This is a genomic window from sulfur-oxidizing endosymbiont of Gigantopelta aegis, from assembly GCF_016097415.1.
Classification (GTDB): domain Bacteria; phylum Pseudomonadota; class Gammaproteobacteria; order GRL18; family GRL18; genus GRL18.
This window is the reverse complement of record NZ_JAEHGE010000001.1, coordinates 3477933-3494910: the sequence shown is the minus strand read 5'-3', so window position 1 is coordinate 3494910 and position 16978 is coordinate 3477933. Positions and strand designations below refer to the sequence as shown.

At 41.7% G+C, this 16978-nt stretch carries 13 protein-coding genes and 9 pseudogenes; 11 read left to right on the top strand and 11 right to left on the bottom strand.

Translation table 11 applies throughout. The annotated features are described in order from the left end of the window. Window positions 1-3: 3 nt before the first annotated feature. Window positions 4-534 (bottom strand): annotated as a pseudogene (locus JEU79_RS17960) (Druantia anti-phage system protein DruA); the annotation flags it as partial. A gap of 76 nt (window positions 535-610) precedes the next feature. Between JEU79_RS17960 and JEU79_RS17955 the strand changes: the two are divergent. The 5 genes from JEU79_RS17955 to JEU79_RS17935 all read left to right on the top strand — a co-directional run bounded on the left by JEU79_RS17955 (window position 611) and on the right by JEU79_RS17935 (window position 2160). After that, entirely contained in the window at window positions 611-784 is a 174-nt protein-coding gene (locus JEU79_RS17955) for a hypothetical protein (RefSeq protein WP_198265212.1), read from the top strand. Window positions 785-864: 80 nt separating this feature from the next. Beyond that, window positions 865-1032 carry a hypothetical protein gene (locus JEU79_RS17950; RefSeq protein ID WP_198265211.1) on the top strand — a complete coding sequence of 56 codons (168 nt, stop codon included), beginning with the start codon at window positions 865-867 and terminating at the stop codon, window positions 1030-1032. Window position 1033: 1 nt separating this feature from the next. Continuing rightward, window positions 1034-1669 carry a transposase gene (locus tag JEU79_RS17945; RefSeq protein WP_198265210.1) on the top strand — a complete coding sequence of 212 codons (636 nt, stop codon included), beginning with the start codon at window positions 1034-1036 and terminating at the stop codon, window positions 1667-1669. Next, window positions 1669-1818: a hypothetical protein gene (locus tag JEU79_RS17940; RefSeq protein WP_198265209.1), complete on the top strand. Its 150-nt coding sequence runs from the start codon at window positions 1669-1671 to the stop codon at window positions 1816-1818. Before JEU79_RS17945 ends, JEU79_RS17940 begins: the two co-directional genes overlap by 1 nt. 9 nt (window positions 1819-1827) lie before the next feature. Beyond that, entirely contained in the window at window positions 1828-2160 is a 333-nt protein-coding gene (locus JEU79_RS17935) for a hypothetical protein (RefSeq protein WP_198265208.1), read from the top strand. Here the strand turns inward: JEU79_RS17935 and JEU79_RS17930 are convergent. The 5 genes and pseudogenes from JEU79_RS17930 to aceE form a co-directional block, all read right to left on the bottom strand. Next, window positions 2143-2595, bottom strand: a complete 453-nt coding sequence (locus JEU79_RS17930) for a hypothetical protein (protein ID WP_198265207.1) — start codon at window positions 2593-2595, stop codon at window positions 2143-2145. The two genes, JEU79_RS17935 and JEU79_RS17930, sit on opposite strands and share 18 nt — an antisense overlap. Before the next feature lie 197 nt (window positions 2596-2792). After that, window positions 2793-4001: a patatin-like phospholipase family protein gene (locus tag JEU79_RS17925; protein WP_198265206.1), complete on the bottom strand. Its 1209-nt coding sequence runs from the start codon at window positions 3999-4001 to the stop codon at window positions 2793-2795. A gap of 385 nt (window positions 4002-4386) precedes the next feature. Continuing rightward, window positions 4387-6156, bottom strand: a pseudogene (lpdA, locus tag JEU79_RS17920) (dihydrolipoyl dehydrogenase). A 17-nt stretch (window positions 6157-6173) separates the two neighbouring features. Then, window positions 6174-7459: pseudogene (gene aceF, locus JEU79_RS17915) on the bottom strand (dihydrolipoyllysine-residue acetyltransferase). 69 nt (window positions 7460-7528) lie between these two features. Next, a pseudogene (gene aceE, locus JEU79_RS17910) lies at window positions 7529-10191 on the bottom strand (pyruvate dehydrogenase (acetyl-transferring), homodimeric type). Between the two features lie 477 nt (window positions 10192-10668). On the opposite strand from aceE, the pseudogene JEU79_RS28805 reads away from it, so the two are divergent. The 6 genes and pseudogenes from JEU79_RS28805 to JEU79_RS26770 form a co-directional block, all read left to right on the top strand. Further along, window positions 10669-10872: pseudogene (locus JEU79_RS28805) on the top strand (MATE family efflux transporter); the annotation flags it as partial. A gap of 29 nt (window positions 10873-10901) precedes the next feature. Continuing rightward, a pseudogene (locus JEU79_RS26795) lies at window positions 10902-11294 on the top strand (MATE family efflux transporter); the annotation flags it as partial. 7 nt (window positions 11295-11301) lie between these two features. Continuing rightward, window positions 11302-11811: an MATE family efflux transporter gene (locus JEU79_RS17895; RefSeq protein ID WP_198266062.1), complete on the top strand. Its 510-nt coding sequence runs from the start codon at window positions 11302-11304 to the stop codon at window positions 11809-11811. A 189-nt stretch (window positions 11812-12000) separates the two neighbouring features. After that, a pseudogene (locus JEU79_RS28800) lies at window positions 12001-12930 on the top strand (LysR family transcriptional regulator). Window positions 12931-13108: 178 nt separating this feature from the next. Further along, window positions 13109-13735, top strand: a complete 627-nt coding sequence (locus JEU79_RS26775; protein WP_246540376.1) for a hypothetical protein — start codon at window positions 13109-13111, stop codon at window positions 13733-13735. Further along, complete coding sequence (locus JEU79_RS26770) at window positions 13732-14346, top strand: glycosyltransferase family 4 protein (RefSeq protein ID WP_246540375.1); 615 nt, start codon at window positions 13732-13734, stop codon at window positions 14344-14346. The genes JEU79_RS26775 and JEU79_RS26770 overlap by 4 nt, the downstream gene beginning before the upstream one ends. 40 nt (window positions 14347-14386) lie before the next feature. On the opposite strand, the gene JEU79_RS17880 is transcribed toward JEU79_RS26770, so the two are convergent. The 5 genes and pseudogenes from JEU79_RS17880 to JEU79_RS17860 form a co-directional block, all read right to left on the bottom strand. After that, the gene (locus tag JEU79_RS17880) at window positions 14387-15094 is read right to left on the bottom strand and encodes a phospholipase D-like domain-containing protein (RefSeq protein ID WP_198265203.1); all 708 of its coding nucleotides are present in this window, start codon (window positions 15092-15094) and stop codon (window positions 14387-14389) included. 76 nt (window positions 15095-15170) lie between these two features. Continuing rightward, window positions 15171-15533: a phospholipase D-like domain-containing protein gene (locus tag JEU79_RS17875; protein WP_198265202.1), complete on the bottom strand. Its 363-nt coding sequence runs from the start codon at window positions 15531-15533 to the stop codon at window positions 15171-15173. Further along, window positions 15509-15928 carry a phospholipase D-like domain-containing protein gene (locus tag JEU79_RS17870; RefSeq protein WP_198265201.1) on the bottom strand — a complete coding sequence of 140 codons (420 nt, stop codon included), beginning with the start codon at window positions 15926-15928 and terminating at the stop codon, window positions 15509-15511. The genes JEU79_RS17875 and JEU79_RS17870 overlap by 25 nt, the downstream gene beginning before the upstream one ends. Before the next feature lie 217 nt (window positions 15929-16145). Continuing rightward, window positions 16146-16661 (bottom strand): annotated as a pseudogene (locus JEU79_RS17865) (SGNH/GDSL hydrolase family protein); the annotation flags it as partial. A 134-nt stretch (window positions 16662-16795) separates the two neighbouring features. Further along, window positions 16796-16977, bottom strand: a pseudogene (locus JEU79_RS17860) (FKBP-type peptidyl-prolyl cis-trans isomerase); the annotation flags it as partial. Window position 16978: the final 1 nt, after the last annotated feature.

The window sequence follows — 16978 nt, the reverse complement described above, 5'->3', positions numbered from 1 at the left end:
TCATCATTCAGTTCTTCCTTGTAATGTAGAGCACAGTAATGACTGGCATTGCTTTGAAAGCGGTTTGATATAAATCAGCTTAGGGCTACTGGTATAAGTTTTACCGGGTTGCGCTAAACCTCTTCCCGTGGTTTTACCCAACATTTCCCACCCTGCAGCCTGATAGCAAACGCCCGAATAGTGGAGCGGATCAACAAAGGTTTCTAATAAAACAGGGCGAAAACCCCAGCGTTCATCCCAGTCATCAGCGACTCTCCGAGCAAGTTGACCTAAGACATGACTGGCCAGATGAGGCACTTTAACCCAGGGAAAAATAAGATAGCGTGAGTTATTCACTATCCAGGATAAGTTGGCCTTACGTTGTTTTGGCTGCCAGCCAATCCAGCGATCACGTGGCGCTAAAGCGCGTGATGCACCAGACAACATAATGCAGCCAAGGTATTGACCATTGGCACGAATAAAATAACGGATGGCATAACCAAAGGGGTGTTTATATCCAAGGGGGTGATATCGTTCAATATACTCATTCCAAAGATGTCGTTCTTTATCCTATAAAAATCAGTTAAAAATCGGCTACAATCATAACCTGTTGAATTTATAGTGAAATATCATGAAATTACCGCCAAAAGTCATTCACCCTATGGGTGTATCCCAATTGCCCGAGAAAACAGACCTATTTGAAGCGGTTGAAGTAGAGACTTATGGTGGAAAATTACAAGTCGAATGGGATCCTGATGCAGCCGTTACTCCGATAGGTCAACTTCCATTTTTATTCAATTTCTAAAACTCGGTGGTCGATTTCAACCCTGGGTTGATGATTGCCCACTTCATTACAAAAGCAATAATGCCCCTAAAAAAATTGATGTGCTGGGTTCATTATTTTTATCCATTTTATCCGGTCATAAGCGTTATGCTCATATAACGAATTTAATGAGTGATCGAGTCAACTCTGAATTATTAGGCATGAGTAAAGTCGTGAGTGATGATTCTGCACGTCGAGGTTTAAAAAGATTGATGAAGAAATGGGAATAAAATGGTTACAGACACATTTACAATCCAGCTATTCCCCTTACTGAAAACACCCTGGATTTTAGATGCTGATATCACAGTTAAACCGCTTTATGGACATCAGGAAGGTGCCAAGATAGGCTACAATCCACAAAAGCCAGGACGACCATCACACACCTATCATACCTATATGATGGCGAATACTCGTTTAGTGTTAGAGGTTGAAGTTCAATCTGGAAACCAGGCACATTCAAACCATTCATTACCTGGATTAATGAGCTTACTCAAACGTTTTTCGGTCGATGAAAGACCGGAATTTGTTCGAGGTGATATTGGTTATGGTACGGATAAATTCATGAAAGAACTGGAGAGTATTAATCAACCTTATCTGTTCAAGCTTAAACGTTCAAAAAACGTTAAAGAGCTTATAGGAAAGCATCATGGCTTAGGTGAATGGACAGTTGTTCGTAAAGGTTGGGAAGCTAAGGATGATGATATTCAGCTGGATGGTTGGGAAATGCCACGCCGAGTTGTTATTATCCGCCGACGTTTATCTAATGACAACATGGTGGCCATTGAGTACAAAAAAAGAGAGGTCAACAAGAGATGGTATTTGTTGATGGACAGGAAAATATTAAAGCCTATGAGTACTCCGTATTAGTGACTGATTTAGAAGATGACTTAGTCTCAATGTTTTACCATTATCGTGACCGAGCGGACTGTGAAAATAACTTTGATGAAATGAAAAATCAATGGGGCTGGGGTGGATATGCCACTCAAGATATTAAGAGTTGTCAGTTCATGTCTTGAATGATTGCGTTGGTTTATAATTGGTGGAATTTATTTGTTCGTTTAGCCATTCCAGAAAAACACCATGAAGCCATCACAAGCCGTCCCTTATTACTGAGTAGTATTGGACGTTTAACAAAATCAGGCAACCAAAAGAAAATGTTCATTACCAGCAACCATGGTGACGTGAAAAAATTGCAGGGAATATACAAGCGATTAAATCAGTTTTTTAAACAACTTAAAGCAATTGCTCCGCAGTTAACTTTAGATGAGTGTTGGGGCTATATTTTAGAGAAAGCGATGGAAAAATTTGAACTGGTTTCAGATAAATCACGACAAATTAAGCTACCTGCTCCAGCCTAGACAAAACCGTTCAGCTAAAAGAAATTTTTTGCAGGATTTTATGTCATTGCAGGGGCTACTGCGGTTTTTAGGTTTATCATTTGTTACGGGTTCAACCGAAACAGGGCTGATTACTTTGAGAGTCGCCTCTAAAATATCAGGTGTATCTGTCAGTGAGGTATTTGTGGGTGATGAACGCTTCACTGCACCTTGAGAACGCTTTTGTGGTAATTGAATCAGTCCTTGTTCTTCCATTTGGATAATCAATTCTTTGCAGGCACGTCGTTTGGGAAAACCGGAAGCAGTAAGCCAATTTAGGTTTTCACCGATCGTTTCAAGCAATTCTGATTGAGATAGGGTTGGAAACATTCTGAAGGTTTGTTGGATGAGTTGAACATCCTTGTGATCAAATTCTCGACCACTTTGCCTAAAAATTAATTCTTCTGAGATAGACATAAGTTATCCAATAGACAGTTATTCAGGCTAAGTCTATCAAGAAAATTTTGCTGGGTTTAGCATTTTTTGCGAAAGGTTTTTTTCAAGATGCTTTGTAAGCTATACTGTGGCTAGTGTTATCAGATGTGCTTCAGCACTGTGTTTAAACGGCGACTCAACAAGCTGAAGTCGTTTTATCAGGACCTTATAAGGGCTTCTCAATAGTCATTTAAGATCGGTGTATTTGATGGTGCATTAAGTTCAGTGATCAAACGTTGAAATTCAGGCGACTTATTTAATAAGATTCTTGCCACACTACGCAACTCAACCACTTGTTCGGCGGGCAAGGCTAAACTGGTGGAAATCGTATGCAGCAGGCGATTTCTTTTCTTATCTTGTATACCATTAAAATCAATTTGAATAAAAAAAGGTTTAACTTCATAGTCTGCTGTTTTTGACAATTTTGACGCCCATGCCTGCAAAGAATCTTTTATCAACTGAATCGTCTCTATATTGTATCGATTGATTTGTGCTGCTGAAGCCGCACTCAATTGCTCAAATATTGCGGGTTCTTTAGGGTCTTTATCCATCCTTTTTACTGGCGATACGGCAGCATTAACAATGAGTAATACTAAATATTTTGGCGGATTAGAGGCCGCTTCATCGGATATTTCAGGGATATTACTCAGGATGTTCGCAGTATCATATAGCACTCGCACGCCTAAGTTGTCAGAAACACCACCATCCACTAGGTGAACATAGTCAACAAGATCTTTCTCGATATAGCGAAAGAGTCCACTTTTTATTTGCTCTGTTCGAGTATTATCCTGATAATGTGTTTTTATTGCATCGCCCGCTGACTCGGATTCATGACAGCCATGATAATTTTTAAAACAATGGGAGCAAATGCAACAGGTACTGCTGATGAAGCAGCTACCGCTCTTGAAACTGGAAACTGTGATAAATCGGAACAAAAAGTCAAAATATTCTTGCCTGAAAATAAACGGCTGACCGGCACTTAAATCGGTGGCATTAATTTGCACAAATGGCATATCCGATCTAAAATCAGCGAAAGTTTTACCATCAAAAATATGTTTGTCATAATAATTAACGGCTAATTCTGAACGGTTAAATCCACTACCAATAAACTTCATCCAATTTAATGGATTGAGAATACCACTAATCAGTACATGCTGGATATTCCGCTTTAAGAAAACTTCTTCATAATCGTCAAATATTTTATCGCCATACAGACCATAATAAGCGGCTGTAAAACTACCACCTGAGACAGCGGTAATGACATCTACTTCAGACAACAAACTATTCCTGCCTGTTGCCGTGCTAATCATTGTGTCCCTTAATACTTCAAGCACACCATATGAAAAAGCCGAAGCACGGGTTCCACCACCAGAAAAGGAAACAAACAAGTTCACCTCGCCTCTGTTTTTTAGATTGTTTTTATAGGAGTATTGGTTTTCAGGCGAATGCTCTGTTATTTCAAAATTTTCAATCTTTGACTGACTTGAACAGCCAGATAGAAATAATAAAAAAGAAAAAATGGATACAATTTTATAAAAAGATACATAATAACTTGATATTTAACTCTGACTATAATTTGATTAAGTGAAGTATTACTTTATATTTTCATTTTGTAAAGGCATGACTCATTCTATAAACTGAGGGATTTTTTTGACAAGTTTTTTGGCAAGAGTGATGCGGTGAATAAATTAAATCTGGAAAATTGACTTAGATAAATCAGTTGAAGCACTGAAAAATATTAGCCTGCGCTAATTCAGTGCTTCCACTATTTGACTATTTTTTCTTCGGCAGATAAATATCCGTACAAGTGCCCTCAGCAACTTCCGTGGCAAAGTTAATGGTTTCAGACAGGGTAGGATGTGGGTGAATCGTCAAGGCGACATCTTCCATTTCTGCACCCATTTCGACCGCTAATGTCGCTTCAGCAATGAGTTCTCCAGCATTTTTCCCCAAAATACCCGTACCTAACATGCGATGGGTGGCCTTATCATATAAGACCTTGGTCATACCCACATCAGCACCTACCGATAAAGCCCGACCACTGGCTGCCCAGGGGAAACACCTTTTCATATTCAACACCTTCAGCTTTAAGCTGCTCTTCTGTTTGACCACACCAGGCAATTTCCGGCTCAGTATAGGCAACTGAAGGAATCGTGCGGGCATCAAAATAGCGTTGCTGACCATCAATCACTTCAGCAGCAATTTTTGCTTCATGAGTGGCCTTATGGGCCAACATCGGTTGTCCCACAACATCACCAATAGCAAAGATATTGTCCACATTGGTGCGTTGTTGGCTGTCAACAGGGATAAAGCCCTGCTCATTGACCATAACACCAGCTTTATCCGCATCAATTAGCTTGCCATTAGGTGAACGACCAATTGCCACTAAGACATTGTCAAAAGTATCTTGCTCAGGGGCTTTTTTACCTTCAAATTTACAGACTATGCCTTCATCTGTTGGCGTCAATTCTGTCACTTTAGTCTTCAGATAAATATTTTCATAACGGCGTTTTAAAGTCCGCTCAAAAGGTTTGAGTAAATCACGATCAGCACCGGGAATTAAACCTGCGCCTAATTCAACCACTGTGACTTTTGCGCCTAGCGCATGATAAACCAGGCCATTTCCAAACCGATAATACCACCACCAACAACGAGTAAGCGCTTGGGCACATTATGCAATTCTAAAGCATCTGTTGAATCCCAAACCCGTTCATCTTCCCAGGGAATAAAGGGTAATTTAGTCACCGATGAACCGGCGGCAATAATACAATGCTCAAAAGCAACCACTTGTTTCGTACCATCAGCCGCTTCAACTTCAATGCTATTAGCCGAGGTGAATTTACCATAGCCATTAACAATTTGTACTTTACGTTGTTTGGCCAACTGTTTTAAACCGCCCGTTAAGCGACCGACAATTTTATTTTTATGCTCACGTAACTTATCAGTGTCGATTTCTGGTTCTTGATAAGTCACACCCAAGTCTGAAAATTCGCGTGTTTCATTTAACACTTCAGCAACATGTAATAAGGCTTTTGAGGGAATACAGCCCACATTCAGGCAGACACCACCCAGATAATCATCTTTCTCAATCATGACAACTTGCTTGCCCAGATCTGCCGCTCTAAAGGCTGCGGTATAACCACCGGGGCCGGAGCCTAAGACTAGCACTTGAGCCTGAATGTCAGACTCACCGGAGAAACTGCTAGCAGTCGGTGCAGTCTCTTTTGCTGTTTCCGGCTCAGCTTTAGTTTGTTTTTCTTGCGCTGCTTCAGCAGGCTTTTCAGCCGCACTTTCAACACTAGTAGCAGATGCCTCAAGTTCTATTACCACACTGCCTTCAGAAACCGAGTCGCCCAGACCGACTTTAATGCTTTTCACCACACCGGCATCCGAGGATGGAATTTCCATACTGGCCTTGTCTGATTCAACCGGATCAGTGGATCATCAACATTAATTGAATCCCCCACTGTGACCAATAGCTCAATCACTTCCACACTATCAAAGTCGCCAATATTCGACTTTTACTTCAATGGTATTACTCATTTTTAAATTCCCGTTGTTTACATTAATAAATAGCGAACATCTGCTAACATTTTGCTCAAATAAGCGGTAAATGCAGCGCCTTGAGCACCGTCAATGACACGATGGTCATAGGATAGGGCTAAAGGACACATCAAGCGGGCATCAAAATCACTGCCATTCCAGACCGGAGCCATTTTAGAGCGCGAGACACCAAGAATAGCCACTTCAGGGGCATTCACAATCGGAGTGAAACTAGTACCACCAATGCCACCTAGACTTGAGATAGTGAAACAACCACCCTGCATTTCTGAAGGTTTGAGTTTCTTATCACGGGCTTTCATTGATACTTCGCGTAATTCACCGGCTAAATCGCCTAAGCTCTTCTTATCCACATCACGAATCACCGGCACCACCAAACCGTCCGGAGTCGCTACAGCGATGCCGATATGGTAATAATTTTTCTGGATCAGTGACTCACCGGTGACATCCAACGAAGAATTAAAACGAGGGAACTCTTTCAGTGCCGCAACCACTGCTTTCATCATAAATGACAGCATGGTGACTTTAATACCCTTATCGGCATATTCAACATTACTCTTCTTACGAAAAGCTTCCAGTTCAGTAATATCCGCTTCATCAAATTGGGTCACATGAGGAATGTTCACCCAGTTACGGTGTAAAAACTTACCCGTCAGAATATTAATTTTGGATAGTTTCTTGGTTTCAACCTCACCCCATTGACTGAAATCAATGTCAGGCATTGGCGCAACACCCAAGCTAGTACCACCACTGGCAGGTTCTTTTTAGCGCTTGTTTAACAAAATCTTGCACATTTTCTTTCAAGACACGACTACTATTACCCGTGCCTTTCACTTTCGTTAAATCAACGCCGAGCTCACGGGCAAATTTTCTGACTGAGGGTGAGGCATGGGCTTTTTTGAAATTCTCATGATCGATATTAATCGTCGGTGAAGGTTTTTGCCGAGACAGGAGCAAGTTTCTTTTCAGGTACTGCTTTTTCTACCACCGGCTCAGGCGCTGGCTCAGACTTTTCTTCAACCGGGGCCGCTTCTGTGACAACGCCTTCAGCATCTAATAAGATGACCAGTGAGCCTTCGGCAACACGCTCACCGACAGCCACTTTAACCTTGGCCACAACTCCCGCATGACTGCTGGGAATTTCCATGGTGGCCTTGTCCGACTCGACAGTAATTAACGAGTCTTCAACGTTAATCGTGTCACCCTCAGATACGAGCAATTCAATGACTTCAACATCATCAAAATCACCAATATCCGGTACAAATACTTCTATCATTTTACTCATGGTATTACTCCACTGTATTCTTTATGTCCTGAAACCAAGCCGACCCAAAAGTCGGCAAGCAAACTGCAATTAAGCAGTGGCTGGATTTGGTTTTTCAGGATCAATACCATATTTCGCAATGGCTTCTTGTACTTTGCCTGCTGGGAACTGACCATCATCCGCCAGTAATTTCAAAGCAGCAATAACGACATAAACCGCATTCACTTCAAAATGCTTTCTTAATTGTGCACGGGTATCAGAACGACCGAAGCCATCGGTGCCCAGTACATCATATTTAGCAGGTACCCATTTTCTGATTTGATCAGAATAACCCTTAATATAATCCGTTGCAGAAAGCACTGACCACGACGATCTTTCAGACATTTCTCAATGTACGAAATTTTTGGCTCTTCTAATGGGTGCAGCATATTCCAGCGATCGACATCCTGTGCTTCACGACGTAATTCGTTGTAGCTAGTCACACTCCAGACATCGGCATCGACTGACCAGTCTTCATCGAGTAAACGAGCTGCCTCTATGACTTCACGTAAAATAGTGCCCGAGCCCATCAATTGTACTTTCTTACGACGCTTACCACCGCCCTGAAGAAGATACATACCTTTGAGTATGCCTTTTTCCACGCCCTTAGGTATGGCAGGTTGCTGATAGTTTTCATTCATGACGGTGATGTAATAGAACACATTTTCCTGTTCTTTATACATCCGGCGCATACCATCCTGAACGATGACGGCTAATTCATAAGAAAAAGTGGGATCATAGGTCACACAATTTGGAATAGTTGCTGCCAGAATTAAGGAGTGACCATCCTGATGTTGCAAGCCTTCACCTGCCAATGTAGTTCTACCGGCAGTACCACCTAATAAGAAACCACGTGCCTGCATATCACCGGCCATCCAGGCCAAATCACCAATACGTTGGAAACCAAACATGGAGTAGTAAATATAAAACGGCACCATATTGACATTGTGATTACTATAGGCAGTTGCCGCTGCAATCCAAGATGACATCGCACCCGCTTCGTTAATACCCTCCTGCAAGATATGACCCGTTTTATCTTCTTTATAAAACATTACTTGGTCTTTATCTTGTGGTGTATAAAGCTGACCCACAGAAGAATAAATACCTTGTTGACGAAACATGCCTTCCATTCCAAAGGTGCGAGCTTCATCTGGTACGATGGGGACAATATTGTTGCCAATATTTTTATCACGGCCTAATAAGGTCAGCATACGTACAAAGGCCATAGTGGTAGACATTTCACGCTCACCAGAGCCTTTAAGAATAGGGTCAAATATTGACAAGTCAGGCACATCCAATGGTGCCGCAGTACGATTGCGCACTGGCATTACACCACCGAGTGCTTCACGACGTGCCATCATGTATTTATATTCGTCACTGTCTTTGCCCGGATGGTAATAGTCGGCCTTACCCGCTTGCTCATCAGAGATGGGAATATTAAAACGATTCTTATAAGCAATCATTTCTTCCGCATCAAGTTTTTTCTGCGAGTGAGTCCGCATCTGACCTTCACCTGCAGCACCCATGCCATAGCCTTTGACACTATGAGCAAGAATAACAACGGGCTGATCGACAGTATCTGCTGCTTCTTTATAAGCGGCATAGACTTTATGGGGATCATGTCCGCCACGGTTAAGACGCCAGATATCATCATCTGACATATTAGCCACCATAGCTTTTAGTTCGGGGTATTTGCCAAAGAAGTGTTCACGGACATAAGCACCATCTTTGGATTTGTAGTTCTGGAAATCACCATCAACACATTCCAGCATACGGCGTTTTAGCAAGCCGTCTTTATCTTTAGCCAGCAAAGGATCCCAATAACTGCCCCACATGACTTTAATCACTTTCCAGCCCACGCCACGGAAGATCGCTTCTAATTCCTGAACGATTTTACCATTACCACGCACCGGTCCATCCAGACGCTGTAAGTTACAGTTAATGACCCAAATTAAATTGTCCAGTTTTTCCCGCGCCGCCAGTGAAATTGCACCCAATGTTTCCGGCTCATCGGTTTCACCATCACCGATAAAAGTCCAAATCTTACGACCGCGAGTACAGGATAGGCCCCGATCATGCATATAGTGCATAAAACGTGCTTGATAAATGGATTGAATTGGACCTAAGCCCATGGATACGGTTGGGAATTGCCAGAAATCAGGCATTAACCAGGGATGTGGATAAGAAGATAAACCGCCGCCATCCACTTCCTGACGGAATTTATCTAACTGCTCTTCATCAAAACGCCCTTCTAAAAAGGCACGGGCATACATTCCAGGTGCTGAGTGTCCTTGAAAAAGAACCATATCACCACCGTGCTCATGAGTCGGAGCACGGAAAAAATGGTTAAAGCCCACATCATACAATGTCGCAGCAGAGGCAAAACTGGCAATATGTCCACCTAACTCTGAAGACTTACGGTTGGCCTTAACCACCATCGCCGCTGCATTCCAACGGATCAAAGAACGAATTCTAGCTTCCATGGCAATATCACCGGGCATCGCTTGTTCTAAATGCGTGGGGATGGTGTTGACATAAGCAGTATTTGAAGAATGTGGCAGGTTGACACCGGAACGACGTACTTTTTCGATCATTTGCTCTAATAAGAAGTGAGCGCGTTCTGGCCCTTCATTTTCTAATACACTTTCCAGTGCATCGAGCCATTCCTGCGTTTCCTGTTGATCAATATCCTGATCGAGGTCTTGAGTTGACATGATTTAGTCTCCTGCCATTTACCAATATCCAAATATAAGCACTTCTAAGACATTAGCATTTTATTATTTAATATTTATGAAAATTGTGAATTTATTTTTTCTATCCCTACTTGTTTATGCCTTTAAATTTACAGGCATGATATTATTTACTTATTTATCATGAAGTTAAAAAGTAAAAATAAATCGCACGTTAAATCTACGCTCAAGTATAGGTAATTATCAAGCATAATTCAATGACCTATCCCCCCTATTGGCAAGTGTTTACCCTAGTGAGAGGGGGGTCAAAAGGACTCACCCAAATATTGAAACATCCATTTTTAGCACCAATTCATTGCAAAACCAAATAACAAGTACGCTATAATCCTAATAATCAACTCATCATCAGGATAGTTCACCCCCTTAGATGCAAGCACTCAAACAACAACTTAAACAACTACTTCTCCTCGCCGCCCCCGTTATTGCCACTCAGTTCAGTCAATGGCCATGGGTGTCGTGGATACGGTGATGTCCGGTCATGCCAGTGCCGCTGATTTGGCTGCCGTTGCTGTCGGTTCAAGTATTTGGATACCATTAATGTTATTACTAGGTGGTATTTTGAATGCCATTACTCCGACCGTTGCTCATTTCTGCGGGGCAAAGCAATACTCTAATATAGGTCATACTATTCGACAATCACTCTGGATTGACTTCTACTCAGCCTATTCGGCTTTGTCACTTTGTACTCCATGTATGATTTATTTGTCTTTATGTCTGTTGAAGCCCCCATTTTGCCCATTGCCGACGGTTATTTACGTGCCATTGCCTGGGGTATGCCTGCTATTGTCGGATTTTTTATTCTACGTTATTTAAACGAAGGCATGAGCAATATTATCCCCGTTATGTTGATCGGCATTTTGGGATTGATCGTTAATATTATCAGTAATAGTATTTTGATTTTTGGCTATTTAGGCGCTCCGGCTATGGGTGGCGTGGGCGCAGGCTGGGCGACTACGATTACACATTGGGTGATGTTCTTTGGCTTACTAATGTATTTATTTCAAAGTAAAAACTCGCCCCTATTGAATTATTCAAAGCTGATTTACGCCCCCATTTCGAAGAGTTAAAACGCTTATTAGTGCTGGGACTACCCATCGGCATTACTTTTTTGTCGAAGGGAGTATTTTCTCTATTATTGCCCTATTTCTCGCCTCTATGGGTGTTGTAGCAGTTGCATCTCATCAAATTGCCCTAAGTTTTTCCTCTCTGATTTTTATTCTGCCTCTCAGTTTGTCCATTAGTTTAACCATTCAAGTAGGGCGTTTAAGTGGTGCCAAACAATATCAACAGGTACGGGACACCATCAAGGCCGGCTATATCATCAGTTTGACAATTTCCACGACTGCAGCTATTTTAATTGTTAATTATTCCAGTGGTATTCCGGCCTTATATACGGATAATCGCGAAGTCATTGAACTGGCCAGTAGCCTGATGATATTCACTGCTTTGTATCAATTTTCTGACGGTATTCAACTTTGTTCTGCCGGTTCACTACGGGGCTTAAAAGATACAACGATTCCCATGTTCCTGTCCATTATTGCCTATTGGTTTATTGGCTTCCCTTGGGTTATAGCCTTGCTTTGACCGACACAATCACCGCCCCCATGGGCGCTAGCGGTTTTTGGATTGGCTTATTGATCGGCCTGACCATATCGGCTTTTTTTATGAGCATAAGACTTCTACTACCGACCGGAAATACGCTAGAATAGCTATTACCAATCGACTCAAAGCTGTTAAACTGTATTCACACGGCTAAGAAAAAGGCGTTCAAATATGGATCTGGAAATTCGTCACCTAAAAACTTTAGTTGGGCTCAGAGAAACCGGTAGTCTAGTGGCTACGGCAGAATTACTGAATTTGTCACAATCGGCATTATCTCACCAACTCAAAGTATTGAAGACTATCTCGGCACGCCCGTATTGGTCAGAAAAACCCGCCCCATGCGCTTTACCCCGGCTGGTCAAAAACTGCTGGAGCTCGCGGATAAAATTCTTCCTCAGGTCAAACAAACAGAGCAACAACTAAGCCGAATCAAAACCAGCGATAGTGGCAGTTTACGTATTGGTGTCGAATGCCATAGTTGCTTTGACTGGTTGATGCCCACCTTGATCAATACCGTCTGACTGGCCCGATGTCGAATTAGACTTGTTAACCGGCTTTGATCTTAATCCCACCGAATCACTCTTACGTGCTAATACCGATTTAATTATTACTTCAGACATTCGTGATCACGATGAAGTGACTTATATTCCATTATTTAACTATCAAATTCTTTTTAGCGGTTGCCAAACAACACCCCCTAGCTTCTGAGGCCTGTATTTTTGCCGAAGACATGTATGATGACACGCTGATCACTTATCCCGTGGAACGCGAACGACTGGATATTTTTACCCGTTTTCTAGGGCCTGCTGGCGTTGAACCGAGCTTGGTACGTCATTCACAAGTCAATGCCATGACCTTGCAATTGATTGCCAGCAATCGCGGTGTGGCTGCCCTGCCGTGTTGGGTGTTAAATAAAAAGTGCTACAGCAATACGGCATCAAAGCCCTGCCGCTGGGAGAAAAGGGTTGTTGGGGCATCTTATATGCGGCTATCCGCAAGGAAGATCGGGAACAAGCTTATTTTATTGCCTTTATCAAGCAGGCTAAGGCCATTATCGCCACGCATTTAGAAGGTATTATTCCGATTGATAGCAAAAGCTAACTAGTATCCATCCGTAAATAGGTTTTTTATATAAAGAACTGTAGGGTGGGCACGCTTTTGTGCCCACGCTGAAAGTGTACATAATAAGCGCTTGAGTCAGCGTGGGCAGATAAAGCCATGCCCACCCTACGGTCGCAATTATCAAATAATTTTAGAATAAACGGATGAATACTAACTAATGAGCAAACAAACAATTCTCTTCATTGGTCATCTATGGCCTGAACCCAGTTCTTCTGCAGCTGGTTATCGGACTTTAGCCTTGTTAAAAGCCCTACAAAGTGAATCCAATTGGCAAATTTATTTTAGCAGTGCCGCCGATAAAACTGAGTATTGTGCGAACTTAGAGCAACTGAATATTACCAGTCAGGCAATCAAACTCAATGACAGTTCCTTTGATGATTTCATTCTAACGATCCAACCCGACATTGTTATTTATGATCGCTTTATCACCGAAGAACAATTTGCTCCCCGGGTACAGGCGCATTTTCCAGCAGCCATTAATATCCTCGACACTCAGGACTTGCACTTTCTGCGTAGAGCCCGACAAAAAGCCTTACAAAGTAAGCAAGAACTGGATTTATACAGTGATGACTGTGTGCGTGAAATAGGGGCTATTTTACGTTGTGATCTCAGTTTGATTATTTCCAGCTATGAAATGCAATTGCTGACGGAGCAATTTAACATAGCAGCGGAAATTTTACTCTATTGTCCCTTTATGCTGACATTAGAAAACAAGCATCATATTATTCATAAAAATTTTATAACAGCCATCAGCCATATAACAGCCGTGAGCATTTTGTCATGATAGGCAATTTTCTACACCCACCCAATTGGGATGCCGTCTTATGGTGCTATCAATCTATCTGGCCACTCATTAGAAAACAACTACCACAAGCAGAACTACATGTTTATGGTGCTTACCCATCAGAAAAAGTCTGGCAATTACACCAGCCCGAAAAGGGATTCTTTATTAAAGGTCGAGCAGACGATGCTCTTGTAACTCTAGGCCAATACCGCGTTAATTTAGCACCCTTGCGCTTTGGTGCAGGCATCAAAGGTAAAATAGCGGATGGTTGGTTATCAGGTACACCTTGTATCAGTACCGCCATTGGTCAGGAAGGAATGGCGCTAAATGAGAGCAAAAACAATGAGCCTTCATCGTGGGGTGGACTCATTGCCGAAACACCTGAGGAAATTGCCCAAAGTGCCATTCAACTCTATCAAGATAAAACACTTTGGCAAGTAAGTCAGCAGCATGGTGAGCAAATTATTAAGCAACAATTCAATGAATCACAACATACGCTCGCCTTTATAAACACCATCAAACAATTAATGAATAATTTATCAGCACATCGAAAAATAATTTTTATGGCCAAATATTACGTCATAATCTTTATCGTAGCCAGTATTTTATGAGCAAGTGGATTGAAGAAAAAACACCAAAAAAAATGACTAATCAAAGCTGATCATCAATCGGAAATAACGAGAAAAAGAACACCTGTAGTCGTTGTAGCGTTGAACGAGCAGGCTCTTTATAGTACTTTTCATCACCCGCTTCCCAATACATTTTACCGGCATCATCTAAGCGGACTTGCCAACTATTTTCGGCTTGAAGATCACGCTTAAAAAGTTGCGAAATCCGTTGCGAAAGTTCTTTGCTACGGATCAACAAGGCTATTTCCGAATTCAAAAGCTTCGAACGTGGATCAAGATTAGGCGAACCCACCATCACTTTATCATCATCCAGAAGAAGAACAATTTTAGCATGTACACTGAGGTATTCACCGGATGACAATGGCGTACGATAATTATCCCAATGCTCCCCATTTGCCTTCATTTCATAAATATTTATACCATTACTGAGCAATGTATTGCGACTTTTTGCATAGGCACTAAAAGTAATATTTTGATCGGCGGCGGCAAGAGAATTAGTCAGTAACTGAACTGTCACATTCCGTTCCATTGCGTCAAACAAATGTTCACGTATACTGTCTGGCAGTACCACATAGGGTGATACCAATAATATTTTTTTGTCCGTTACATGCAATAAATCACGAAAGCTAACAATCACCCTTTGCACTGGCTTGTCCGATTTTGTCCCCGGTGGACAGTCATAAATCACCTTGGCACTGGCGTGTATAAACCGCTTACGAGCCTCAGTCAATTTATCTTCCCAGTTATAGCCTAGGTCTTGCAAATAAGCTATCTTCTCTGCCTTTGATAACCACTGCCGTGTTGTCTCACGAAAACATCAAGATCGTTCTGGTTTTTTCTTTGTTCGGTAATTTTTTCGGTGCATAAGTCCAAGTGCTATGCCAGAAGGTTTCGAAACTCTCATCCAATTGATAAGACACCGGACCTGATACCAGCAAATCAAAATCACGGAAATCAAGATGACTCCCAAGACCAAAATATTCATTAGAAATATTTCGACCGCCCATAATGCCGATTTTCTGATTCACCAGAAATAACTTATTATGCATGCGGCGATTTAAGCGTGAAATATTAATCAGCCACTCGGGTCCTCTCGCCAACCAATTATCATCACGGGTTCTAAAAGGATTAAATAATCGTACTTCTACATTTTCATGGGCACTGGCCAAAAGCCATTCACGATCCAGCCTCCCATGAGATCATCCAATAAGATCCGCACCTTGACGCCCCGATCGGCTGCACTCAATAAGCGTTCCAGTATCAGTAAACCCACCTCATCCATGTGCCACATAAAATATTGCACATCGATACGCTCTTGAGCCGATTCAATAAGAGCCAAGCGCCAGGAAAGTGCATCAATACCATCATTGATCGGCAGAAAATCAGAATAGACCGCAGTCTTTGGATCAAACTGTGCAATAGGGGAATCCGGTTGCCAACATGCTGTTGGTTGGTCTTTGGGGCTCATTATACGAGGTGTAAATGGATTCCATACACTGACGATAAAAGCGACCATAAACACCAATACAATGATGCCCAATGTTAAAATACGTGTGTTTCTCAAATTAATCCCATTGAGTTGTCAATATAAATAAGCGATATTTCACTTTAATCCATTATAATCGCTCAAGTGAAGCATTTACGTGGTTCAGTTTGATACTGACAGGCTAAAGAGTCAATAAAATAAGGCTAAATAAAAAAATAGAACGTAGGGAGCTGTCCATCAGCAGTATTCATTGATCGCAATTGGTGGGCAGTGCCCACCCTACAAATTTTACCTGTTAAAGAACTAATGCTTCGAGTTGTTGCTTTATATTTTTGTAGAGCAATTCATGTCCCTTAGCATTGGGATGCAATCCATCGCTGGAAAGGTACTTTTCTTTATTGCCAGCTTCCGAAAAAATCGAGTATAAATCAATAAATTGGCAATGCATTTTTTGAGCAAGCGTGTTTAAAATGACATTATATTTTTGTATGTCACTATCAAAACGCAACTTGCCATGCTGATTTACTTGACCTTCAATGCGGTCAGAGATTGGCAAAACACCTAATAATACTATCTCGGCATTAACACCTTGAGCTATTTCAATACAGTGTTTTAAATTCCTGATAAAATAAGCTTCCGGAACAATATTTTTATCTTTATGAATGACAATATCATTTGCACCATAGGCGAATAAAATAATCAATTGTTGACCATTGATATGACGTGCTTTGAGCTCTGTTTCAAATCGATAAACTAAGCCATCGGTATTTTCTCCGGCAATGCCCAGATTATATAGGCCAATGTCTTGTGTTTGTTGTGCTGAAAATTGGGCAAAAAGTGCCTCTTTAAACGATCAGCCCAGCCACCCCACTCAAGGTCTAATTCACCAAGGGTAATGCTATCACCAAAACAGAGTATTTTTAGCATCGCCTTATACTCATGATACTATTCTGTAACACCTAAGAGTTCCACATCAAAGATCAATGTCGAGCCAGGGGCAATGGCGCCCATAGCTCGATTGCCATAGGCGAGTTTAGCCGGAATAAAAAACGGGTCTTTTCACCGACAACCATTAATTGCAGTCCTTCAGTCCAACCGGGAATAACCTGATTTAATGCAAAACTAATC

What these genes read in the sequence shown, in the direction of transcription:
- JEU79_RS26770 (WP_246540375.1), top strand. Translation starts at nt 13,732, where the DNA reads ATGATAGGCAATTTTCTACACCCACCCAATTGGGATGCCGTCTTATGG.
- JEU79_RS17955 (WP_198265212.1), top strand. Translation starts at nt 611, where the DNA reads ATGAAATTACCGCCAAAAGTCATTCACCCTATGGGTGTATCCCAATTG.
- JEU79_RS26775 (WP_246540376.1), top strand. Translation starts at nt 13,109, where the DNA reads ATGAGCAAACAAACAATTCTCTTCATTGGTCATCTATGGCCTGAACCC.
- JEU79_RS17930 (WP_198265207.1), bottom strand. Translation starts at nt 2,595, where the DNA reads ATGTCTATCTCAGAAGAATTAATTTTTAGGCAAAGTGGTCGAGAATTT.
- JEU79_RS17945 (WP_198265210.1), top strand. Translation starts at nt 1,034, where the DNA reads ATGGTTACAGACACATTTACAATCCAGCTATTCCCCTTACTGAAAACA.